Below are 16,525 nucleotides of genomic sequence, written 5' to 3'. Positions count from 1 at the left end.
TTTTCGTTATTGCAGCTGTGCCGCTAATAGCGGCCAGCGGGCGTCGAATTCCTGCGTGGGGCGATAGCGGAATTCCGAACGCACATAGCGCGACAACATGCCTTCGCAGAAGGCCAGCAGTTGGCTGGCCAGCAGCGTTTCATCGACGATAAAGCCTTTGCCTTCGCGCAATTTGCGCTCTTTCAGCACCTGACGCAGCTGCGCCTCGATGCGCTCGAACAGCTGGTTGATGCGGCCCTGCAGGCGATCCTGTTCAAACATCAGCGCGTGGCCGGTCATGATGCGCGTCAGCCCTGGGTTGCGCTCCGCAAAGCCCAGAATCAGCAGCAAAATCAGGCGCAGACGATTAAACGTCTCTTTCTCGTCCTGCAAGATCAGGTTGATGCGGGTGATCAGGCTGTCTTCGATAAACTCGATCAGACTGTCGAACATCCGTGTCTTGCTGGGGAAATGCCGGTACAGCGCAGCTTCAGAAACACCCACGTTCGCGGCGAGCTTGGCGGTGGTGATGCGTTGGCTGCCGTCGCTGGATTCCAGCATCTGGGCTAACGCCTGCAATATTTCCTCGCGCCGATTCCTTTTCGTCTTTTCTTTTTCTGCCATGTCTGATTAGACCCTTGCTAAAACTTAACTGACGGAAACCCGCGCACCGGCCGCTGCAGAGCAGGCTCTGTGCGGCTTATGTGATAGCTTTTTTACGATGCTGGGGTCAGCGGCCTTAACGGCCTTTTTCCGCGCTGCCTGGTGTGCGCTGCAATTGTCGCGGTAAAACCTTGCCGCAGAGACATCCTTCTCCCCGAAAAGGCAAGGTTCAGGCGACGTTTCCCTGCCGGCCATCGTGCATTGGGTGGCGCTTAGTGGCGCCCCGAGTGGCCGAAGCCGCCTTCGCCGCGTTCGCTGCTGTCGAACTCTTCCACCAGGTTGAATTCGGCCTGCACCACTGGCACGAAGACCATCTGCGCGATACGTTCGCCCGGCTCGATGGTGAAGTGCTTCTGGCCGCGGTTCCACACGGACACCATCAGCTGGCCCTGGTAATCGGAGTCTATCAGGCCGACCAGGTTGCCCAGCACGACGCCGTGTTTATGGCCCAGGCCCGAGCGCGGCAGGATCACCGCCGCCAGGCTGGCGTCGGCGATGTGGATCGCGAGGCCGGTAGGCAGCAGCGTGGTTTCACCCGGCGCCAGCTCCACCGCGCTGTCCAGGCAGGCGCGCAGGTCGAGACCGGCGGAGCCCGGCGTAGCGTAGGTCGGTAGCGGGAAATCCTGACCGATGCGCGGGTCGAGGATCTTAACGTCGATTTTTTTCATCATAACGGCTGACTATCTCGTCTATTAAACGTTGGCCAAGGAGTGCCTTGTCGCTCAGCGCCAGGCGCTTTTCTCCATCCTGCCAAAAAAGGTGCAGGGCATTGGTGTCGCTGTTGAACCCGTGCTCTGCAAGCGAAACATCGTTAGCGCAAATCAAATCCAGCTTCTTACGCGCCAGTTTTTGCCGCGCGTATTCTTCCACATTCTGGGTTTCGGCGGCAAACCCCACGACAAACGGTCGATTTTTGGTCATCGCCGCCACGCCGGCGACGATATCGGGGTTTTTTACCATCTTGAGGACGATTTCATCACCCTGTTTTTTTATTTTTTCATCGGCGATCCGCTCGGGGCGGTAGTCGGCCACGGCGGCGCAGGAGATGAAAATCTGCTGCTGAGCGGCGCGCTGTTGCACCGCCTGTTCCATCTCCAGCGCGCTGGTGACGTCGACTCGGGTGACTGATGGCGGCGTCGGCAAATTGACCGGCCCGGCGATCAGCGTCACCTGCGCGCCGCGAACGGCGGCGGCGCGGGCAATGGCGAAGCCCATTTTGCCGGAGCTGTGATTGCTGATGAAACGCACCGGATCCAGCGCTTCACGCGTCGGGCCGGCGGTGATCATAACCTGCAAATGTTGCAGATCCTGCGTGACAGAGAAATGGCCGTTCGCCAGCTCGACGATGTCCAGCGGATCCAGCATGCGGCCCGGGCCGACGTCGCCGCAGGCCTGGCTGCCGCTGTCCGGCCCCCAGAGCAGCATGCCGCGCGCCTGAAGCGTTTGCAGGTTGGCCTGCGTGGCGGCGGCGCGATACATCTGCTGGTTCATGGCGGGGGCGGCGGCGATAGGTGCGTCGGTCGCCAGGCAGACGGTGGTCAGCAGATCGTTGGCCATGCCGGCGGCGACGCGCGCCAGCAGATCGGCGGTCGCCGGCGCCAGAATCACCAGATCCGCCCATTTGCCGAGCTCGATGTGACCCATGGCGGCTTCGGCGGCGGGATCCAACAGATCGTCGGATACCGGATGGCCGGAAACGGCCTGCAGCGTCAGCGGCGTAATGAACGCCTTGGCGGCGTGGGTCATCACCACGCGCACTTCCGCGCCCCTGTCGCGCAGGCGGCGCACCAGCTCTGGGCATTTGTAGGCGGCGATGCCGCCGCTGATGCCAAGCACAATATGTTTGCCGGAAAGTCCCGTCATCATCATTGTCCGATTGAAAGCCGAAAGATGCGCCATTTTAGCATATCCGCCGTTCAGGTGAGCGATTCCGCAATGGCTGCAGGGCGTTACATTGTGCTTTGCGAAACACTTCGCAATGTTATCAAACACCTGTCGAACGCGTCGGGTGGCGCATGGCATGCTGTAGCCCTTTCAGGGAGGAACACGATGAGCAACCCGATTGTGGCGTGCTGGCCGGGCGCGTTGGCGCCGCGTGAAAAGCTGTTGATGCAGGGGGCGGCGTCGCTGTCTGACGTAGAGCTGTTGGCCATTTTCTTGCGCACCGGGTTGCCCGGCGTGCATGTGATGCAGCTGGCGGAGCAACTGCTGCGCCGATTCGGCTCGCTTTATCACCTGATGTCGGCCGACCATCAGGCTTTTTGCAGCCACAAAGGCCTGGGCGACGCCAGCTATACCCAACTGCAGGCGATTGCCGAGCTGGCGCTGCGCTTCTTTTCCAGCCACCTGTCGCAGGAAAACGCCATGCTCAACCCGCGCGTCACCCAGCATTATCTGCAAAGCCTGCTGGCGCATCGCGAGCGAGAGGTCTTTTTGGTATTGTTTTTAGACAATCAGCATCGGGTTATTCGCCATCAGGAGATGTTTGCTGGTACCATCAGCAGCGTCGTCGTCTATCCGAGAGAAATTGTGCGTGAAGCGTTGAAGGCTAATGCCGCCGCGCTGATTCTCGCGCATAATCACCCTTCGGGTAAGGCTGAACCCAGTCATGCCGACCGTTTGATAACGGAACAGGTGGTGAAAGCCTGTCAGTTATTGGAGATCCGAGTGCTTGATCATTTGGTGATCGGTCGGGGTGAGTGCGTCTCTTTTGCCGAGCGCGGATGGCTTTAAGCGATTTTTTCGCGATCCTTGTGGGATCTTTAGCTGTTCGGGACTTGAGCACTTACGCTTCAGAGCGTATACTACGCCACCTTTGAGAATCTTGGGTTTGGCGCAAGAGCCTATCTCAGCAGGTTTCTGACCTGATGTGTGGTTTCTACCTGATGACGAGAGTCTCCTCAGTATGAAGTTTGCTGAGATGGGCTCTAAAAGCCTGACGAGGCGGCCATACCCTATACGAAGCTCGAGCTGATTTGATTTTTGGAGAATAGACATGTCCCGAGTCTGCCAAGTTACTGGCAAGCGCCCGGTGAGCGGTAACAACCGTTCCCACGCAATGAACGCGACCAAACGCCGTTTTCTGCCTAACCTGCACTCACACCGTTTTTGGGTTGAGGCTGAGAAGCGCTTTGTAACTCTGCGTGTATCTGCTAAAGGTATGCGTGTTATCGATAAAAAGGGTATTGAGACGGTTCTGGCCGATCTGCGTGCCCGTGGTGAGAAGTATTAAGGAACTGAATCATGGCTAAAGGTGTTCGCGAGAAGATCAAGCTGGTTTCTTCTGCTGGTACTGGTCACTTCTATACCACCACGAAGAACAAGCGTACTAAGCCGGAAAAATTGGAACTGAAGAAATTCGATCCAGTTGTCCGTCAGCACGTAGTATACAAAGAAGCTAAAATTAAATAATTTTAGTGGATTAATGAAAAACCCGGCCTTGGCCGGGTTTTTTGTTTTACAAAGGGTAGAAAACGTCGGAGGGGAAGCCAGATGCCTGAATTACCGGAAGTTGAGACGAGCAGACGCGGTATAGAGCCTTATCTTGTCGGCCACAGCATTCAGTATGCGGTGGTGCGCAACGCGCGCCTGCGCTGGCCGGTTTCCGAGCAGATCCTGACGCTGAGCGATCGGCCGGTGCTCAGCGTGCAGCGCCGGGCCAAATACCTGCTGATCGAGCTGGAGAACGGTTGGATTATCGTGCACCTGGGCATGTCGGGCAGCCTGCGCATGCTGCGCGAGGAAAACGAAGACGAAGCCGGCAAACACGACCACGTCGATCTGGTGATCAGCAACGGCATGATCCTGCGCTATACCGATCCGCGCCGTTTCGGCGCCTGGCTGTGGTGCGAAGACCTGGCGACCAGCAGCGTGTTGGCGCATCTGGGGCCGGAACCGCTGAGCGAAGCGTTCAACGGCGACTACCTGTATGAAAAATCACGCAATAAGCGCACGCTGATCAAACCGTGGCTGATGGATAACAAGTTGGTGGTCGGCGTTGGTAACATTTACGCCAGCGAATCGCTGTTCAGCGCCGGGATCCTGCCCGATCGTCCGGCGGGATCGTTGAGCAAAGCCGAAGCGGAACTGCTGGCGAAGACCATCAAGGCGGTGTTGCAGCGCTCTATCGAGCAGGGCGGCACGACATTGCGCGACTTTTTGCAGTCGGATGGCAAACCGGGGTATTTCGCGCAGGAGCTGCAGGTTTACGGGCGGGCGGGAGAACCGTGCCGCGCATGCGGCACGCCGATTCAATCCGCCAAGCACGGGCAGCGCAGCACCTTCTTTTGCCGCCGCTGCCAGCGCTGAGCATCACTCGGCGGCGAGTTTCGCCATCAGCGCCTGGGTGACCACATCGGGCAGGAAAGGCGCGATATCGCCGCCGTGGCGGGCGACCTCCTTCACCAGTGAGGAGGAGATGAACGACCACTCTTCGGAAGGCATCAGAAATACGCTTTCCAGCGTTGGCATCAAATGGCGGTTCATGTTCGCCAGCTGCAATTCATATTCAAAGTCAGACACCGCACGCAGGCCGCGCACCAGGATATTGGCATTCTGGTGCGCGGCGAAGTGCGCCATCAGTTCGCTGAAGCCCAGTACCTCAACATTGCCCAGATGTGAGGTGACCTGCGTCGCCAACGCCACGCGCTCATCCAGGCTGAACAGCGGTTTTTTGCTCGGGCTGGCGGCGATGGCCAGAATCACGTGATCGAACATCAGTGATGCGCGCGTCACTAAATCCAGGTGGCCGTTGGTCATGGGATCGAAGGTCCCGGGATAGATGGCTTTGCTGGTCATGATTCACTTCTCTGAGTAGTTGCGGCCCAATGCCCATAATGCGGCATATTTATTGAAGGTATATTGCGCGTTGACCACCGCTAACAGCAACCCCTGTTTGCCATCCAGGAAGCCGGCGCGCAGCAGCCAGGTTTTGACGAAGGCACCGAGCGTGTGGGTCAGGATAGACAAATAGCCGCAGCGCTTGCCGGCCCGGTGGCGCTGCACGGCCCACTCTTCGGCGTAGCGCAGCTGTTTACGCTGGAAGGCGAAGAAATCGCGGCAGGTCAGGTGCAGCATATCGCCGCTGAGGGGGATGACTTTGGCGCCGCCGATGTTCAGCGACTCGTGCACCAGATCGTCGTTATAGCGATAGCGTTGGTTGGCGTACAGGCGGTTGACGCGGTCGGGATACCAGCCGCTGTGGCGCATGAAGCGGCCGAGGAACAGGTTGCGCCGCGCGCAGCTGTAGACGGCGCCGTCCTCCGGCGCGTTCAACACCTGTTCGATAGATTGCCGCAGCTCGGGCGTGACGCGTTCGTCGGCGTCGATCATCAAAACGTAGTCATGGCTGGCGTAGCTTTGCGCCAGCTGACGCTGCTTGCCGAACCCTTGCCAGTCGGTGTGGGTGAAGACTTTGGCGCCCAGGCTTTCGGCGACGGCGACGCTGTCGTCTTCGCTGCCGGAGTCCAGCACGATGATCTCATCGGCCCATTCGACCGATCGCAGGCAGTCCGGCAACAGCCCGGCTTCGTTTTTGGCGATCATCACCACCGACAGGCTTTTGCGGCTGCTCATTCAGTGACTCCGGGGCGGCAGGTGCGGTTCCAGCAGCTGCAGCAGGCGCTGCAACGCTCCCTGATTCTGATACAACACTTCCACCGCATGACGGCCGTAGTAACGACGGTAGTCTTCGTCGGTCAGCAGGGTTGCCACTTCCTTCACCAGCGAATCGACATCGGTCACGGTGATCAGGCCTTCGGCCTGCGAAAGCTTGGCGCAGATGTCTTTAAAGTTGAAAGTATGCGGGCCCATCAACACCGGGATGGCGTGCGCGGCGGCTTCCAGCGGGTTGTGCCCGCCGCGTTCCACCAGGCTGCCGCCGACAAAGGCCAGATCGGCGATGCCGTACAGCAGCATCAGTTCGCCCATGGTATCGCCGATCACCACCTGGGTGCTGCCGGACGGGATTTCGCCGCTGCTGCGCAGGGTGTAACTGAAGCCGGCCTTCTGCACCAGCTCTTTGGCGGTCGGGAAGCGTTCCGGGTGACGCGGCACCAGGATCAGCAGCAGGTCAGGGTGTTTTTCCAGCAGTTTGCGGTGCGCTTCCAGCAGGATGGTCTCTTCACCGTCATGGGTGCTGGTGGCGATCCACACCGGGCGGCGCGGCGCCCATTGGCGGCGCAATGTAACGGCGCGGGCGGCCAGCTCCGGGGTGACGGAGATATCGAATTTCAGGCTGCCGGTGACGGCCAGCTGCGAGCGTTTCAGGCCCAGTTCGATAAATCGATCGCCATCTTCCTGGTTCTGTGCGGCGATCAGCGTGATGCGGCGCAGCATATCGCGCATGAATCCGCCAATTTTCTTATAGCCGGCGGCGGAGCGGGCCGACAGACGCGCATTGGCGATCACCAGAGGGATTTGCCGCTGATGCAGCGCGTTGATCAGGTTAGGCCATAGCTCGGTTTCCATGATGATCACCAGCTTGGGATTCACCTGGTCGAGGAAGCGGTTCATGGCGCCGGGCAGATCGTAGGGCAGATAGACATGATGCACGTCTTTGCCGAAAGCGGACTGGACGCGTTCTGAACCTGTCGGGGTCATTGTGGTCACAGTTATCGGCAAAGCGGGGTAACGATGGCGCAGCGCTCGCACCAGCGGGATGGCCGCCAGCGTTTCGCCGACGGAGACGGAATGCAGCATGATGCCGCCTGGCACGACTTTCCCGGCGCAGAAGCCATAGCGTTCCGCCCAGCGTTTACGGTAGGCTGGAGCTTTGCGGCTGCGCAGCAGTAAGCGGAGCCAGATCAGGGGTTGGATGAGGTAGAGTAGTACCTGATATAAACGCAGCAACATTCTATCAATTTCATTTATATGGGTTATTCGGAATAGTACCATAACTGGAAGGGAAAGGCGCTAATTTGGTAACCTTGGGTGTCAGTTTCAGACAACCGGCGAGCGATTTCGCCGACAGGCTCGGAATGAAGAATATTTTAATTATTCGCCGTGACAACATCGGCGATCTTGTTTGCACCACGCCCTTGATTGAGGGGGTGAAAATTGCCTATCCGGACGCAAAAGTTTATCTGCTGATCAATAAAGTCAGCCAGGATGTTGTTAAAAACAATCCTCATCTCGAGAAAGTCTTTGTCTATAAAAAGGCCAAGCACAAGGCGAAAAATGAGACCACGTTGGGCGTTTATTTCGAACGCATGATGATCTTCCTGAAGCTGCGCAAAATAAAGTTCGATGCGGTCATTCTGGCCAACCCGGTGCCTTGCAAATACAGCCTGCGTTTAGCGAAAATGGCCGGTGCCACCCATATCATCGGTGCCGATTTGGGCACGAAAGATATTCATCGCCCGTTCCGCAAGGACGATTTCCGCGGCCTCCATCAGGTCGAACACACCTACAGCTATTTATCGGCGATAACCGATCAATCCATTCCGATCCCGCCGGTGCGGGTGTTTCTGGCGCCTGAAGAGCGGCAATTGGCGGCGCAGCGGCTGCAGGGACGTCTGCCGCCGGTCGAGCGAGTCTGCGCCGTGCACATCAGCAGCCGCAGCCCGAAACGGCGTTGGCCGGTTGAGCGCTATGCCGAAATCATCAACCGTCTGGTTGCCGATCCCCGCACCGGCGTGCTGATCTTTTGGTCGCCGCAGGGCACGTTGGCACCGGACGACATCGGCGATCAGCAGCGCGCCGAACAGCTGCTGGCGCTGTGTCAAAACGAACGCGTCGCGCTTTATCCGACGGCGTCGGTGCGTGAGCTGTTGGGCGGGTTTGATTTATGCGACCGGGTGCTGTGCAGCGACGGTGGGCAGATGCATCTTGCTGCTGCGTTGAATAAGGACATGGTGGTGTTCTTTGGCGATACCGATAAAGTGTCCTGGCATCCATGGACTGGCCGCCATCATATTTTGCAAAGTGAATCGGGGCACTGTGAAGATGTTTCTGTCGATGAGGTTTGGCAGAAAATGCAGGCGCTCAACTAACGAAGAAAATAAGGCAGGCATCCCCTGCCTTATTTATTTTTTTATTGTTCTTCTTTCAGCTCAATATATTGATGGCAAATAGGCTCAAGCCCATAGCTCAGCAATTGCTGTTGATTTATCTGCGGCGGGTTGGCGTAAACCTCCGCCATTTTTTCTGCCAGCGACGCTTCGTTTAATTCCGCCAGCGCGTCAGCCATGCCGGCTTTTTCCAGAATTTCCGCAGGGCCGCCCGGGCAGCGAGTGCTGACCACCGGTGTGCCGCACAGCAGCGATTCTACCAGTACGTTGCCAAACCCTTCGCTGTCGGAGCTGAGCACCAGCAGCGAGGCATGACGAATAAACGGATAGGGATTGCTCTGGAAACCGAGGAACAACACGCGCTCTGCGATGCCCAAGTCTGTCGCCAGACGTTTGACCTCGGCGACTTTGGCGTCGTCACCGGACCCGATCAAGGCCAGCGGTGCCTGAATGCCGGAGAGCGCATAGGCTTTCAACAGGCGGTCATGCCGCTTGGTGGTGTGAAAGCGGCCGACGTGCACCAGATAGTCCTGGCCGGCCAGTTCGCAAGGCGCCGCCGCCTGTTGCTGAATGGCGTCGATGTCGAACGGGTTGTTGATGACCGCCAACCGGCGCGGGCGGATCGGCAAGTTCCGCTGCAGATCGTCGCCGACCGCCTGTGAAACGGCGACGATATTTCTTCCCTCGTAAACGTTGGCGATTTTGCGTTGCTTCAGCCAGCGGTCCAGACCCTTGCGGTGGCCGAGGTAGGAGGTGGAGAGAATGCCGTGAATGCAGAACCACAGGCGATCCGCGGCCAACCGCTTGCTGCGGCTGACGATGCGATCGGTTTTATGCAGGTTGGAGAACACCAGATCGAACGCGCCGTGTTGGCGCTCGTGTTCGGCTATCGCGCGATCCAGCGCGGCGGCACGGCGCGGCAGCTCGGTCAGCTTGCGCCAGGGGGCACGGCTGCGATCGGCCAGCACCTGATAATCAATGCCCGGTGGAATAGGGTAATTGCAGACGTCGCGCAGCGAGATCAGACTGACGTCATGCCCCTGTTGCTGTATGCCCTGACACAGGGTCAGCACCACTTTTTCCGCGCCGCCTCCCGGCAGGCCGTCGATGATCATCAGAATACGCATAGCTAATCCAGTAACCGGTTATAGAGGGAAATCAGCTGTTCGGACAGATGCGCCGGCGTAGCCGTCATAATGCGCAATCTCGCCGCTTCGCCCATGGATGATCCCAGCGCCTGGCGCGGCAGTGCCCGAATAGCCTCCGTGATGGCTGGCACATCGAGCGCGTCGGTCACGAAGCCGTTCTGGCCTGGGGTGATAAACTCGGCGCCGCCGCAGGTGGTGCTGGTGATAACCGGCAGGCCGCACGACATCGCTTCCAGAATCACATTCGGGAACGGATCGTACAGCGTCGGCAGCAGCAGCGCGTCCGCGGCCTGATAGAACGGCAGGGTCTGCTTCTGCACGCCCATAAAGTGAATGCGATCGCCGCAGCCCAGCGACTGCGCCAGCGCCCGGTAGCGTTTTTCGGCTTTGTCTTTACCGATCACCAGGAGGTGGCTGTCGGTCGCCGCCACGGCGCGGATGGCGGCGGCCAGCCCTTTGCGCTCGAAACCGGAGCCGACGAAGATCAGGCAGTGCGCCTGTTGCGGGATCTGATATTGTTCGCGCAGACGTTGACGCAGGGCCTCGTCGGCGGGCGGGAACTTTTGATTGTCGATGGCGTTATAGATCACCGTGATCTTGTCGGCGGGCACGCCAAAGTCGGCGATGATTTCCTGCTTGATCATCTCGGCGTTGCAGATGACGGCTTTCAGCTCGGGCGCGGCGTACATGGCGCGTTCGGCGCACATCACATAGCGGTGATAGCGATTGGAGAACAGCCACTTGCGGCGCCATTCCGGCAGCAGACGCGCGCGTTGCAGCAGCCAGCGGCGGTGTACGCCGTCGCCGGCGCGATAGATGTCGCAGCCGGGAATGCGCTCGTGGCTTTGCACCAGATCGAAGCGCTCTTTCTGCCACAGCGCCCTGGCTGCCACGGCGAAGCCTCGCTCGCGGCTGATGCGGCCGAGCTTTAACGGATTGCACAAGTGGATATGCCAGTTGGGATTAGCGTCGCCCTGCCATTCGCGAGTGATGACGTTCAGATCGAGATCCTGTTGCTCCAGCGCTTCCAGGGCGCGGGAAACGAAACGTTCGGCTCCGCCGTCCGGGCGGTATTTTTGGCGAACGATCGCCAAACGAAATGCTTTCATGCCAGCGTGCTCCGCGCGGCTGCAATCACCGCGTCTGTAGGAATAAGGTCGAGATACCGTTCGTCGGTGCCGGTATCGATGGCGTCCGGATCGGGCAGTTCGCCGAAGTCGCCGGCCCAGATCACGGCGCCGGTAGCTTGCCACGGCCGCCAGAAAGTCAGCTTGGAAGGGCCGAACAGCGCCACGCACGGCGTTTGCAGCGCGGCGGCCATGTGCATCGGCACCGAATCCACGCCGATAAACAGCTTGGCGTGGTCGATCAGGGCGGCCAGTTGGCGCAGCGTCAGCTGGCCGGCCAACGAGATCACGCCCTGTGGCGGGCAGAGCGCCAAAATGCGCTCGACCATGGCTTGTTCTCTGGCGTCAGGACCAGAGGTGATCACCAGCTGGTGGCCGTCGGCCTGCAAGGCGGTGAGGGTGGCGGCCATTTTCTCTTCGCTCCAGCATTTGAAGAACCAGCGCGAGGTGGGTTGCACCACAATATAACTGCCGAAGACGCCCTGTTTCTGCAACCGTTGCTCACAAGCCTGCCAATCCTGCGGATCGTAACTCATGGTCACATGTTCATTGAGCGCGGGCAGGTTCAACGGCGCCAGCAGCGAAAGATTCTGTTCGACGGTATGCAGGTGGGCGTGATTGTCGACCGGCACCAGCTGCGTGTGGCAGTGGCGCCACAGGAAGCCGCGGCGTTTGGGGAAATCGAAGCCCAGACGGATACGCGCACCGGTCAGGCGCGTGAGGATGGCGCTACGCCACTGATCGGCCAGGTTGACCACCAGATCGTAGCGCTGCGCCTTCAGGCGGCGCAGCAGCGCCAGCTCGTGCCCCAGATGCGCGCGGGTGCCCTGTTTTTTCCATTGGCGGTCGATGGCGAACAGCGTCGACAGTTCCGGATTGCTGGCCAGCATCTCCTGCGTTTCCTGATACAGCAGCACATCGATCTGCGCCTGCGGGTAGTTTTGCCGCAGGCTGCTGATGACTGGCGTGACCAGCAGCATATCGCCGTGATGGCGCAGTTTTATGATCAAAATACGCTGTACGGATGGGGCGGAAGTTGGGGCTGGCGCGTCGTTCATCATGAGTCGCTTTCTGGGAAACCAATCTTTGATTCTAAATGACCCGATCGCATGTGGCTACTGTTGCAAGGTTTTCTTGCCGGGCCGCAAAAAAATCGCCGGGCCGGGGACGAATGCGCTTCAACGTTGTCCAAACCAGGCAGCAAAGTCGTTTGCCCTGGCGAAACGGCCTGCGTAACATAGTGCATTCTGTTGATATCAGGCTCGATATTCATGACTAAACCGGCGTTTCTCATCACCATTGATACCGAGGGCGATAATCTGTGGCAAAACCACGATCGCATCGCGACCGAAAACACGCGTTTCTTGCCGCGCTTTCAGGCATTGTGCGAAAAATACGCCTTCAAACCGGTTTATCTCACCAACTATGAAATGGCGATGGATCCGGCTTACGTCGAGTTTGCGCGCGACGTGATCGCTCGCGGCACGGGTGAAGTGGGCATGCACCTGCACGCCTGGAACAGCCCGCCGCTGACGCCGCTCACCGACGACGACTGGCGCCACAAGCCTTATTTGATCGAGTATCCCGCCGATCAGATCCGCGCCAAGGTCGATCACATGACCAAGCTGCTGGAAGACGCCTTCCAGACCAAAATGCTCAGCCATCGCGCCGGCCGTTGGGCGTTCAACGAATATTATGCCTCACTGCTGCTGGAATACGGCTATCAGGTGGACTGTTCGGTGACGCCGCGGGTCAACTGGCAGTTTTCGCCGGGCAATCCACAGGGCAACGGCGGCACAGATTACAGCAGGTTCCCGTCGCAGGCCTATTTCATCGATCCGCAGAACATCGCCAAACCGGGCGCTTCGTCGTTGCTGGAAGTGCCGATGAGTATCCAGTACAAGCACTCGGCGCTGATGAATGCCTTCAAGCAGGGCTATGACCGGCTGCGCGGCAAGCGGCGTTCGCCGTCCGTCAACTGGCTGCGGCCGAGTGGCGGCAACGTGGCCAAGATGATAAGCGTGGCCGAGACGTCGTTGGCGCAGGGGCATGACTACGTCGAGTTTATGCTGCACTCCTCGGAGTTTATGCCGGGCGGCAGCCCGACGTTCAAAACCGAGCAGGATATCGAAGGGCTGTACCGCGATCTGGAGCAGCTGTTTGACTGGCTGCAGCAGCGCACGGTGGGCATGACGCTGGCCGAGTATTATCAACTTAAAGCGAATTAAGCACGCACATGTCGAAGAAATGGAAAATCAAGGTTGCCGACTGGTTCTTGCGGCGCTATACGGCGAAGTACGGCCGTTTTCAGGACAAGGCGACGTTCGACGGCGCCCAGCAGTTTGACAATATCGTCATCTATTCCACCACGGCGTTGGGCGACTTCATGTTCAACACGCCGGCACTGCGGGCAATGCGGGAACGCTACCCCAACGCGCACATCACGCTGGTGGTGCACAAGAAAAACCGCGAGCTGGTGGAAAATGGCCGCTATTACGATCGCGTGGTGTATTGGGACAGCAAGATCAAGACGATGCGCCCGTTGCTGAAATCGCTGCGCGAACATCAGCCGGATTTGGCGCTGATCCTGCATTCCCATCTGCCTTATGACATCATCAGCGCCGTACTGGCCGGGGCGAAGTACATTATCAGAGATAACTACAGTTCAGGCATTTGCGGGCTGGAGCCTTGGCTAACCAACTACGTCTTCCATTATTACGGCCACTTCGTGCGCCGCAAGCTGGAGCTGATTTCCATTTTGGGCTGCCGCAGCGACGATCCGACGATGGAAATTCCCGTGGATTATCAGCGCGGCGTCAAAAGCAGCGAGCATCCCACCATCGGTTTTCAGCTGGGGGCGTCAACGGAGTCGCGTTGCTGGCCGGTTGCGCACTATGCGCGGCTGGCCGATGAGCTGGTGGCGAAGCACCCAAATGTACGCATCGTGCTGATTGGCGCACCGTTTGACGACGGCAAGGCCAAACAGTTTTTGAGTCTGATCGGCCCGCAAACGCAGGCCTGCGTGGATAACCAGATCGGTAAAACGGGGCTGCAAGGTTTGCTGACGTTGCTCGACAGTTTCCATGTTCTGGTTACCGGCGATACCGGGCCGTTGCATCTGGCGGTGGCGTTGAAGGTGAAAACCATCAGCCTGTTCGTGACCGCCGACTCACGCTCCACCGGGCCGATTCAGGATCCTGAACTGCATCGCATCATTCAGGTGTCTCGTACCGGCTATACGATGCCGCTGGAGGCGGAAAGCCCGATGGGGGTTATCCAGCCGCAGCGGATTTATGACGAGCTGGTCGCGCACGTGCCTTTAGCGCGCTAAAGGCACGACGACGCATCGGCCGATGCGATTAGTGCGGCCTGCGCCCGCGCAGCTTCGAAAGAAAGGTATCCACTCGCGCATAGCGCATCTGGCGGACTTTTTTGCCCGGCACGTCGCTGTTGCGGCAGACAGCGGCGGCGCGGCGCAGGATATGCAGCGTTGCCGGCGCGTAATGGTAATAGCCGTATACCGCCTTCGACATGCTTTTCACCTCGGAAAAGCAGTTGGCCAGCATCAGGGCGGCTAACCGGCGCAGCGGCTCATCCCCGGGATGCTGCGCCACAAAACGCAGCATCTTCTCCATGGCGAACAGCAGATCTTCAATATCTTTGGGTTTGATATTGCGGGTGATGCCCTGGCTGTTGTCCCGATAGAAGTAGAGTTCGCAGTCAAGATGGGCGATGCGGCGAGTTTTGAAATACTGAAAAGGCGTGAAAATCACGTCTTCGTAGCGCCTGCCGTCTTCGAACGCCTCCCCTTCCAGCAGCGTGCGTTTATATACCCGGCTCCAGAGATGCCACATCGAGCGTGCAAACAGCGGTTGCAGGCAGCCGAGCCCCAACTGTGAAAAGTCGTAGGCTACGGGCTGCGCCGCGCGGTTATCCGCTGTCGGCGGATGCCCGGTGAACTTCTGATAATTAAAATCGATCAGGTCATATTCACCGGCGATCAGGAGGGGGCGCAGGAGCGCCAGATAGTCGTCGCTCAGCAGATCGTCGCCGTCGAGAAAGGTGATATAGCGCCCGGTGGCCCGCTGTAGCCCGACGTTGCGGGCGTGCGCAATGCCGCCGTTGGCCTGCGAAGTAAGGACCGCGCGCGGGTGCTGCCGCTGCGCCAGATAGTGGCTGACCAGCGCCCCTGACGTATCGGTAGAGCCATCGTCGATGATCACCACTTCGATATCGTCGCTAATCTGTACAAATAACGAATCCAGCGCAGCGATGACGAACGCTTCGTTATTGTAAAACGGCATGATAACGCTGAGCAGCGGTGGCTGTGTCTTCACGCGGTTTGCTCCTGAGCGGAAGGCTGTTTCGCCACGGAGAGCACGGCGGCGATCAGCGCCAGGCAGAACATGACGGTGCCTTCCGTGCTGAAGAAGATGACGTCGCTAAGACCGTAAACGAACAGGCTGGCGCTGACGCTCAGTAACAGCGCGTTGCGCTGCGGCCGGAATGAAGAGAAGAACAGGCCGATATACAGCGCCAGCAACAGCAACGTCCCCCAGACCCCCTTGAGCGAGTAGGTTTCCAGCAGCTCGTTGTGCAGGTGGACGTTGATGTAGGGCATGACGCCAGACAGGCGAGGTTGCTGCGCGACCATCGCACGGATCTCCTCGCCGCGCTGTTCGGCGGATTGGCCCCAAGGGGCTTGTGAACCGGTACGCCATGCCAGCGTTTGCATCGACAGCCGGGAAATGATCGAGTTTTCAGTCTGCGGCTGGTCCATCAGGCGCATGTCGGTCTCAAAAGCCTGAATGCGCTCTTCTATCTGCGGTTTAAATACCAGGCCGCAGGCGACGAGCAGCAGCGGTACCGAGGCCACCAATGCGAGCTTGTGTTTCCTGGAAACCAACTGCTTGGTCGCCAGCAGCGACAGGCAGACCGCTACCGGGTAGACCAACATGGCCGCGCGCGTGCCGGTGAGCACCAGCGCAGAAAAGGACAGCAGGAACGCCGCGATGTACAACACCAGGCGGTAGCGGGTGCGCAGCATCAGGATGGCTTGCATCATCACCAGATCGATGGCGGTCATCAGGTAGGCGGCGACCGTAGCGCGATCGAAGTTGAGCTCCACGCGCGGAATATCCAGGCGCAGCCCCTGATAGAGAGAATAACCGTTGATCGCCAGACCGGTGACGAGAGCCACAACGATCAGCAGGCGCTGTACGCACAACCGCTCATTGAGCGCAATCAGTAAGATGAAAGCGGTTGCGAGCTGCAGTTTGCCGGTCGACATATAAGAGCGATAAATATTGATGTAGTCACCCGGCTGTTTGAAGTGATGCATCCAGAGGATGGTTCCCATGCCTACGCTGAACATCAGCGCGGGCAGCAGCAGATTTCTAACGTTGCTGAAGTAGTAGCGCGGGTACAGGCAAACGGCGATAAAGGCGATGTAGCTGGAAACGTAAAACAGATTGCGTCCGGTCGCGGAACCGAAAGGAATGGTGCAAAAAGCGATGGCGCACCCCAGATAGATTAAATAGCTGAAGGCAGGGTGTGGCGTTCTGAGTTTTAGCATCGGGCGTGTTTTCCGGCTCACGTT

General features: G+C 58.8%; 18 protein-coding genes. 7 read left to right on the top strand and 11 right to left on the bottom strand.

Features of this window, described 5'->3' with window-relative positions:
* Positions 1 to 6 precede the first annotated feature (6 nt).
* From slmA to coaBC, 3 genes are all read right to left on the bottom strand, one after another.
* Positions 7 to 603, bottom strand: coding sequence for a nucleoid occlusion factor SlmA (gene slmA, locus ACJ8PN_RS23290; RefSeq protein ID WP_004931203.1), 597 nt, complete (start codon positions 601 to 603; stop codon positions 7 to 9).
* A 251-nt stretch (positions 604 to 854) separates the two neighbouring features.
* Complete coding sequence (gene dut / locus ACJ8PN_RS23285; RefSeq protein WP_015379440.1) at positions 855 to 1,313, bottom strand: dUTP diphosphatase; 459 nt, start codon at positions 1,311 to 1,313, stop codon at positions 855 to 857.
* Positions 1,291 to 2,508 (bottom strand): bifunctional phosphopantothenoylcysteine decarboxylase/phosphopantothenate--cysteine ligase CoaBC, encoded by a 1,218-nt coding sequence (coaBC, locus tag ACJ8PN_RS23280; RefSeq protein WP_171455122.1) that lies wholly within the window; start codon positions 2,506 to 2,508, stop codon positions 1,291 to 1,293. The genes dut and coaBC overlap by 23 nt, the downstream gene beginning before the upstream one ends.
* A 183-nt stretch (positions 2,509 to 2,691) precedes the next feature.
* On the opposite strand from coaBC, the gene radC reads away from it, so the two are divergent.
* The 4 genes from radC to mutM all read left to right on the top strand — a co-directional run bounded on the left by radC (position 2,692) and on the right by mutM (position 4,950).
* Complete coding sequence (gene radC / locus ACJ8PN_RS23275; protein ID WP_351109651.1) at positions 2,692 to 3,375, top strand: RadC family protein; 684 nt, start codon at positions 2,692 to 2,694, stop codon at positions 3,373 to 3,375.
* A gap of 262 nt (positions 3,376 to 3,637) precedes the next feature.
* Complete coding sequence (gene rpmB / locus ACJ8PN_RS23270; RefSeq protein ID WP_004931195.1) at positions 3,638 to 3,874, top strand: 50S ribosomal protein L28; 237 nt, start codon at positions 3,638 to 3,640, stop codon at positions 3,872 to 3,874.
* An 11-nt stretch (positions 3,875 to 3,885) separates the two neighbouring features.
* Positions 3,886 to 4,053, top strand: a complete 168-nt coding sequence (gene rpmG / locus ACJ8PN_RS23265; RefSeq protein ID WP_002442576.1) for a 50S ribosomal protein L33 — start codon at positions 3,886 to 3,888, stop codon at positions 4,051 to 4,053.
* Positions 4,054 to 4,134: 81 nt separating this feature from the next.
* Complete coding sequence (gene mutM / locus ACJ8PN_RS23260) at positions 4,135 to 4,950, top strand: bifunctional DNA-formamidopyrimidine glycosylase/DNA-(apurinic or apyrimidinic site) lyase (RefSeq protein WP_351109653.1); 816 nt, start codon at positions 4,135 to 4,137, stop codon at positions 4,948 to 4,950.
* A gap of 3 nt (positions 4,951 to 4,953) precedes the next feature.
* Here the strand turns inward: mutM and coaD are convergent, their stop codons facing one another.
* Genes coaD through waaA form a run of 3 tightly spaced genes read right to left on the bottom strand, consistent with a single transcriptional unit; the run spans position 4,954 to position 7,494 of the window.
* Positions 4,954 to 5,439, bottom strand: a complete 486-nt coding sequence (gene coaD / locus ACJ8PN_RS23255; RefSeq protein WP_033631353.1) for a pantetheine-phosphate adenylyltransferase — start codon at positions 5,437 to 5,439, stop codon at positions 4,954 to 4,956.
* 3 nt (positions 5,440 to 5,442) lie between these two features.
* Positions 5,443 to 6,216: a glycosyltransferase family 2 protein gene (locus ACJ8PN_RS23250; RefSeq protein ID WP_171454989.1), complete on the bottom strand. Its 774-nt coding sequence runs from the start codon at positions 6,214 to 6,216 to the stop codon at positions 5,443 to 5,445.
* Positions 6,217 to 7,494: a lipid IV(A) 3-deoxy-D-manno-octulosonic acid transferase gene (gene waaA / locus ACJ8PN_RS23245; RefSeq protein WP_015379436.1), complete on the bottom strand. Its 1,278-nt coding sequence runs from the start codon at positions 7,492 to 7,494 to the stop codon at positions 6,217 to 6,219.
* 125 nt (positions 7,495 to 7,619) lie between these two features.
* Here waaA and ACJ8PN_RS23240 point away from each other — a divergent pair, with 125 nt between their 5' ends.
* Positions 7,620 to 8,633, top strand: coding sequence for a glycosyltransferase family 9 protein (locus ACJ8PN_RS23240; protein WP_171454988.1), 1,014 nt, complete (start codon positions 7,620 to 7,622; stop codon positions 8,631 to 8,633).
* A 41-nt stretch (positions 8,634 to 8,674) separates the two neighbouring features.
* On the opposite strand, the gene ACJ8PN_RS23235 is transcribed toward ACJ8PN_RS23240, so the two are convergent.
* Genes ACJ8PN_RS23235 through rfaQ form a run of 3 tightly spaced genes read right to left on the bottom strand, consistent with a single transcriptional unit; the run spans position 8,675 to position 11,987 of the window.
* Entirely contained in the window at positions 8,675 to 9,778 is a 1,104-nt protein-coding gene (locus ACJ8PN_RS23235) for a glycosyltransferase (protein ID WP_171454987.1), read from the bottom strand.
* A gap of 2 nt (positions 9,779 to 9,780) precedes the next feature.
* Entirely contained in the window at positions 9,781 to 10,908 is a 1,128-nt protein-coding gene (locus ACJ8PN_RS23230; RefSeq protein ID WP_004931172.1) for a glycosyltransferase family 4 protein, read from the bottom strand.
* A complete protein-coding gene (gene rfaQ, locus ACJ8PN_RS23225; protein WP_171454986.1) occupies positions 10,905 to 11,987 on the bottom strand; it encodes a putative lipopolysaccharide heptosyltransferase III in 1,083 nt (360 codons plus the stop codon). Before rfaQ ends, ACJ8PN_RS23230 begins: the two co-directional genes overlap by 4 nt.
* A gap of 210 nt (positions 11,988 to 12,197) precedes the next feature.
* Here rfaQ and ACJ8PN_RS23220 point away from each other — a divergent pair, with 210 nt between their 5' ends.
* Together ACJ8PN_RS23220 and ACJ8PN_RS23215 are read left to right on the top strand one after the other, a co-directional pair.
* On the top strand, positions 12,198 to 13,154 hold the full coding sequence (locus ACJ8PN_RS23220) for a polysaccharide deacetylase family protein (RefSeq protein ID WP_033631347.1): 957 nt from the start codon (positions 12,198 to 12,200) through the stop codon (positions 13,152 to 13,154).
* A gap of 8 nt (positions 13,155 to 13,162) precedes the next feature.
* Positions 13,163 to 14,257, top strand: coding sequence for a glycosyltransferase family 9 protein (locus tag ACJ8PN_RS23215; RefSeq protein WP_004931167.1), 1,095 nt, complete (start codon positions 13,163 to 13,165; stop codon positions 14,255 to 14,257).
* 28 nt (positions 14,258 to 14,285) lie between these two features.
* Here the strand turns inward: ACJ8PN_RS23215 and ACJ8PN_RS23210 are convergent, their stop codons facing one another.
* Positions 14,286 to 15,263 carry a glycosyltransferase gene (locus tag ACJ8PN_RS23210; RefSeq protein ID WP_437189525.1) on the bottom strand — a complete coding sequence of 326 codons (978 nt, stop codon included), beginning with the start codon at positions 15,261 to 15,263 and terminating at the stop codon, positions 14,286 to 14,288.
* Positions 15,260 to 16,501, bottom strand: a complete 1,242-nt coding sequence (locus ACJ8PN_RS23205) for an O-antigen ligase family protein (protein WP_171454982.1) — start codon at positions 16,499 to 16,501, stop codon at positions 15,260 to 15,262. The genes ACJ8PN_RS23210 and ACJ8PN_RS23205 overlap by 4 nt, the downstream gene beginning before the upstream one ends.
* Positions 16,502 to 16,525: the final 24 nt, after the last annotated feature.

Origin of the sequence: Serratia sp. CY76391 (assembly GCF_052166695.1) — a bacterium.
GTDB lineage: Bacteria > Pseudomonadota > Gammaproteobacteria > Enterobacterales > Enterobacteriaceae > Serratia > Serratia nematodiphila.
This window is presented reverse-complemented; position numbering and strand designations above follow the sequence as displayed.

Bases quoted from the DNA above. Each gene is read 5' to 3' on its own strand.
- slmA (WP_004931203.1), bottom strand. From the start codon at position 603: ATGGCAGAAAAAGAAAAGACGAAAAGGAATCGGCGCGAGGAAATATTG.
- dut (WP_015379440.1), bottom strand. From the start codon at position 1,313: ATGATGAAAAAAATCGACGTTAAGATCCTCGACCCGCGCATCGGTCAG.
- coaBC (WP_171455122.1), bottom strand. From the start codon at position 2,508: ATGATGACGGGACTTTCCGGCAAACATATTGTGCTTGGCATCAGCGGC.
- radC (WP_351109651.1), top strand. From the start codon at position 2,692: ATGAGCAACCCGATTGTGGCGTGCTGGCCGGGCGCGTTGGCGCCGCGT.
- rpmB (WP_004931195.1), top strand. From the start codon at position 3,638: ATGTCCCGAGTCTGCCAAGTTACTGGCAAGCGCCCGGTGAGCGGTAAC.
- rpmG (WP_002442576.1), top strand. From the start codon at position 3,886: ATGGCTAAAGGTGTTCGCGAGAAGATCAAGCTGGTTTCTTCTGCTGGT.
- mutM (WP_351109653.1), top strand. From the start codon at position 4,135: ATGCCTGAATTACCGGAAGTTGAGACGAGCAGACGCGGTATAGAGCCT.
- coaD (WP_033631353.1), bottom strand. From the start codon at position 5,439: ATGACCAGCAAAGCCATCTATCCCGGGACCTTCGATCCCATGACCAAC.
- ACJ8PN_RS23250 (WP_171454989.1), bottom strand. From the start codon at position 6,216: ATGAGCAGCCGCAAAAGCCTGTCGGTGGTGATGATCGCCAAAAACGAA.
- waaA (WP_015379436.1), bottom strand. From the start codon at position 7,494: ATGTTGCTGCGTTTATATCAGGTACTACTCTACCTCATCCAACCCCTG.
- ACJ8PN_RS23240 (WP_171454988.1), top strand. From the start codon at position 7,620: ATGAAGAATATTTTAATTATTCGCCGTGACAACATCGGCGATCTTGTT.
- ACJ8PN_RS23235 (WP_171454987.1), bottom strand. From the start codon at position 9,778: ATGCGTATTCTGATGATCATCGACGGCCTGCCGGGAGGCGGCGCGGAA.
- ACJ8PN_RS23230 (WP_004931172.1), bottom strand. From the start codon at position 10,908: ATGAAAGCATTTCGTTTGGCGATCGTTCGCCAAAAATACCGCCCGGAC.
- rfaQ (WP_171454986.1), bottom strand. From the start codon at position 11,987: ATGATGAACGACGCGCCAGCCCCAACTTCCGCCCCATCCGTACAGCGT.
- ACJ8PN_RS23220 (WP_033631347.1), top strand. From the start codon at position 12,198: ATGACTAAACCGGCGTTTCTCATCACCATTGATACCGAGGGCGATAAT.
- ACJ8PN_RS23215 (WP_004931167.1), top strand. From the start codon at position 13,163: ATGTCGAAGAAATGGAAAATCAAGGTTGCCGACTGGTTCTTGCGGCGC.
- ACJ8PN_RS23205 (WP_171454982.1), bottom strand. From the start codon at position 16,501: ATGCTAAAACTCAGAACGCCACACCCTGCCTTCAGCTATTTAATCTAT.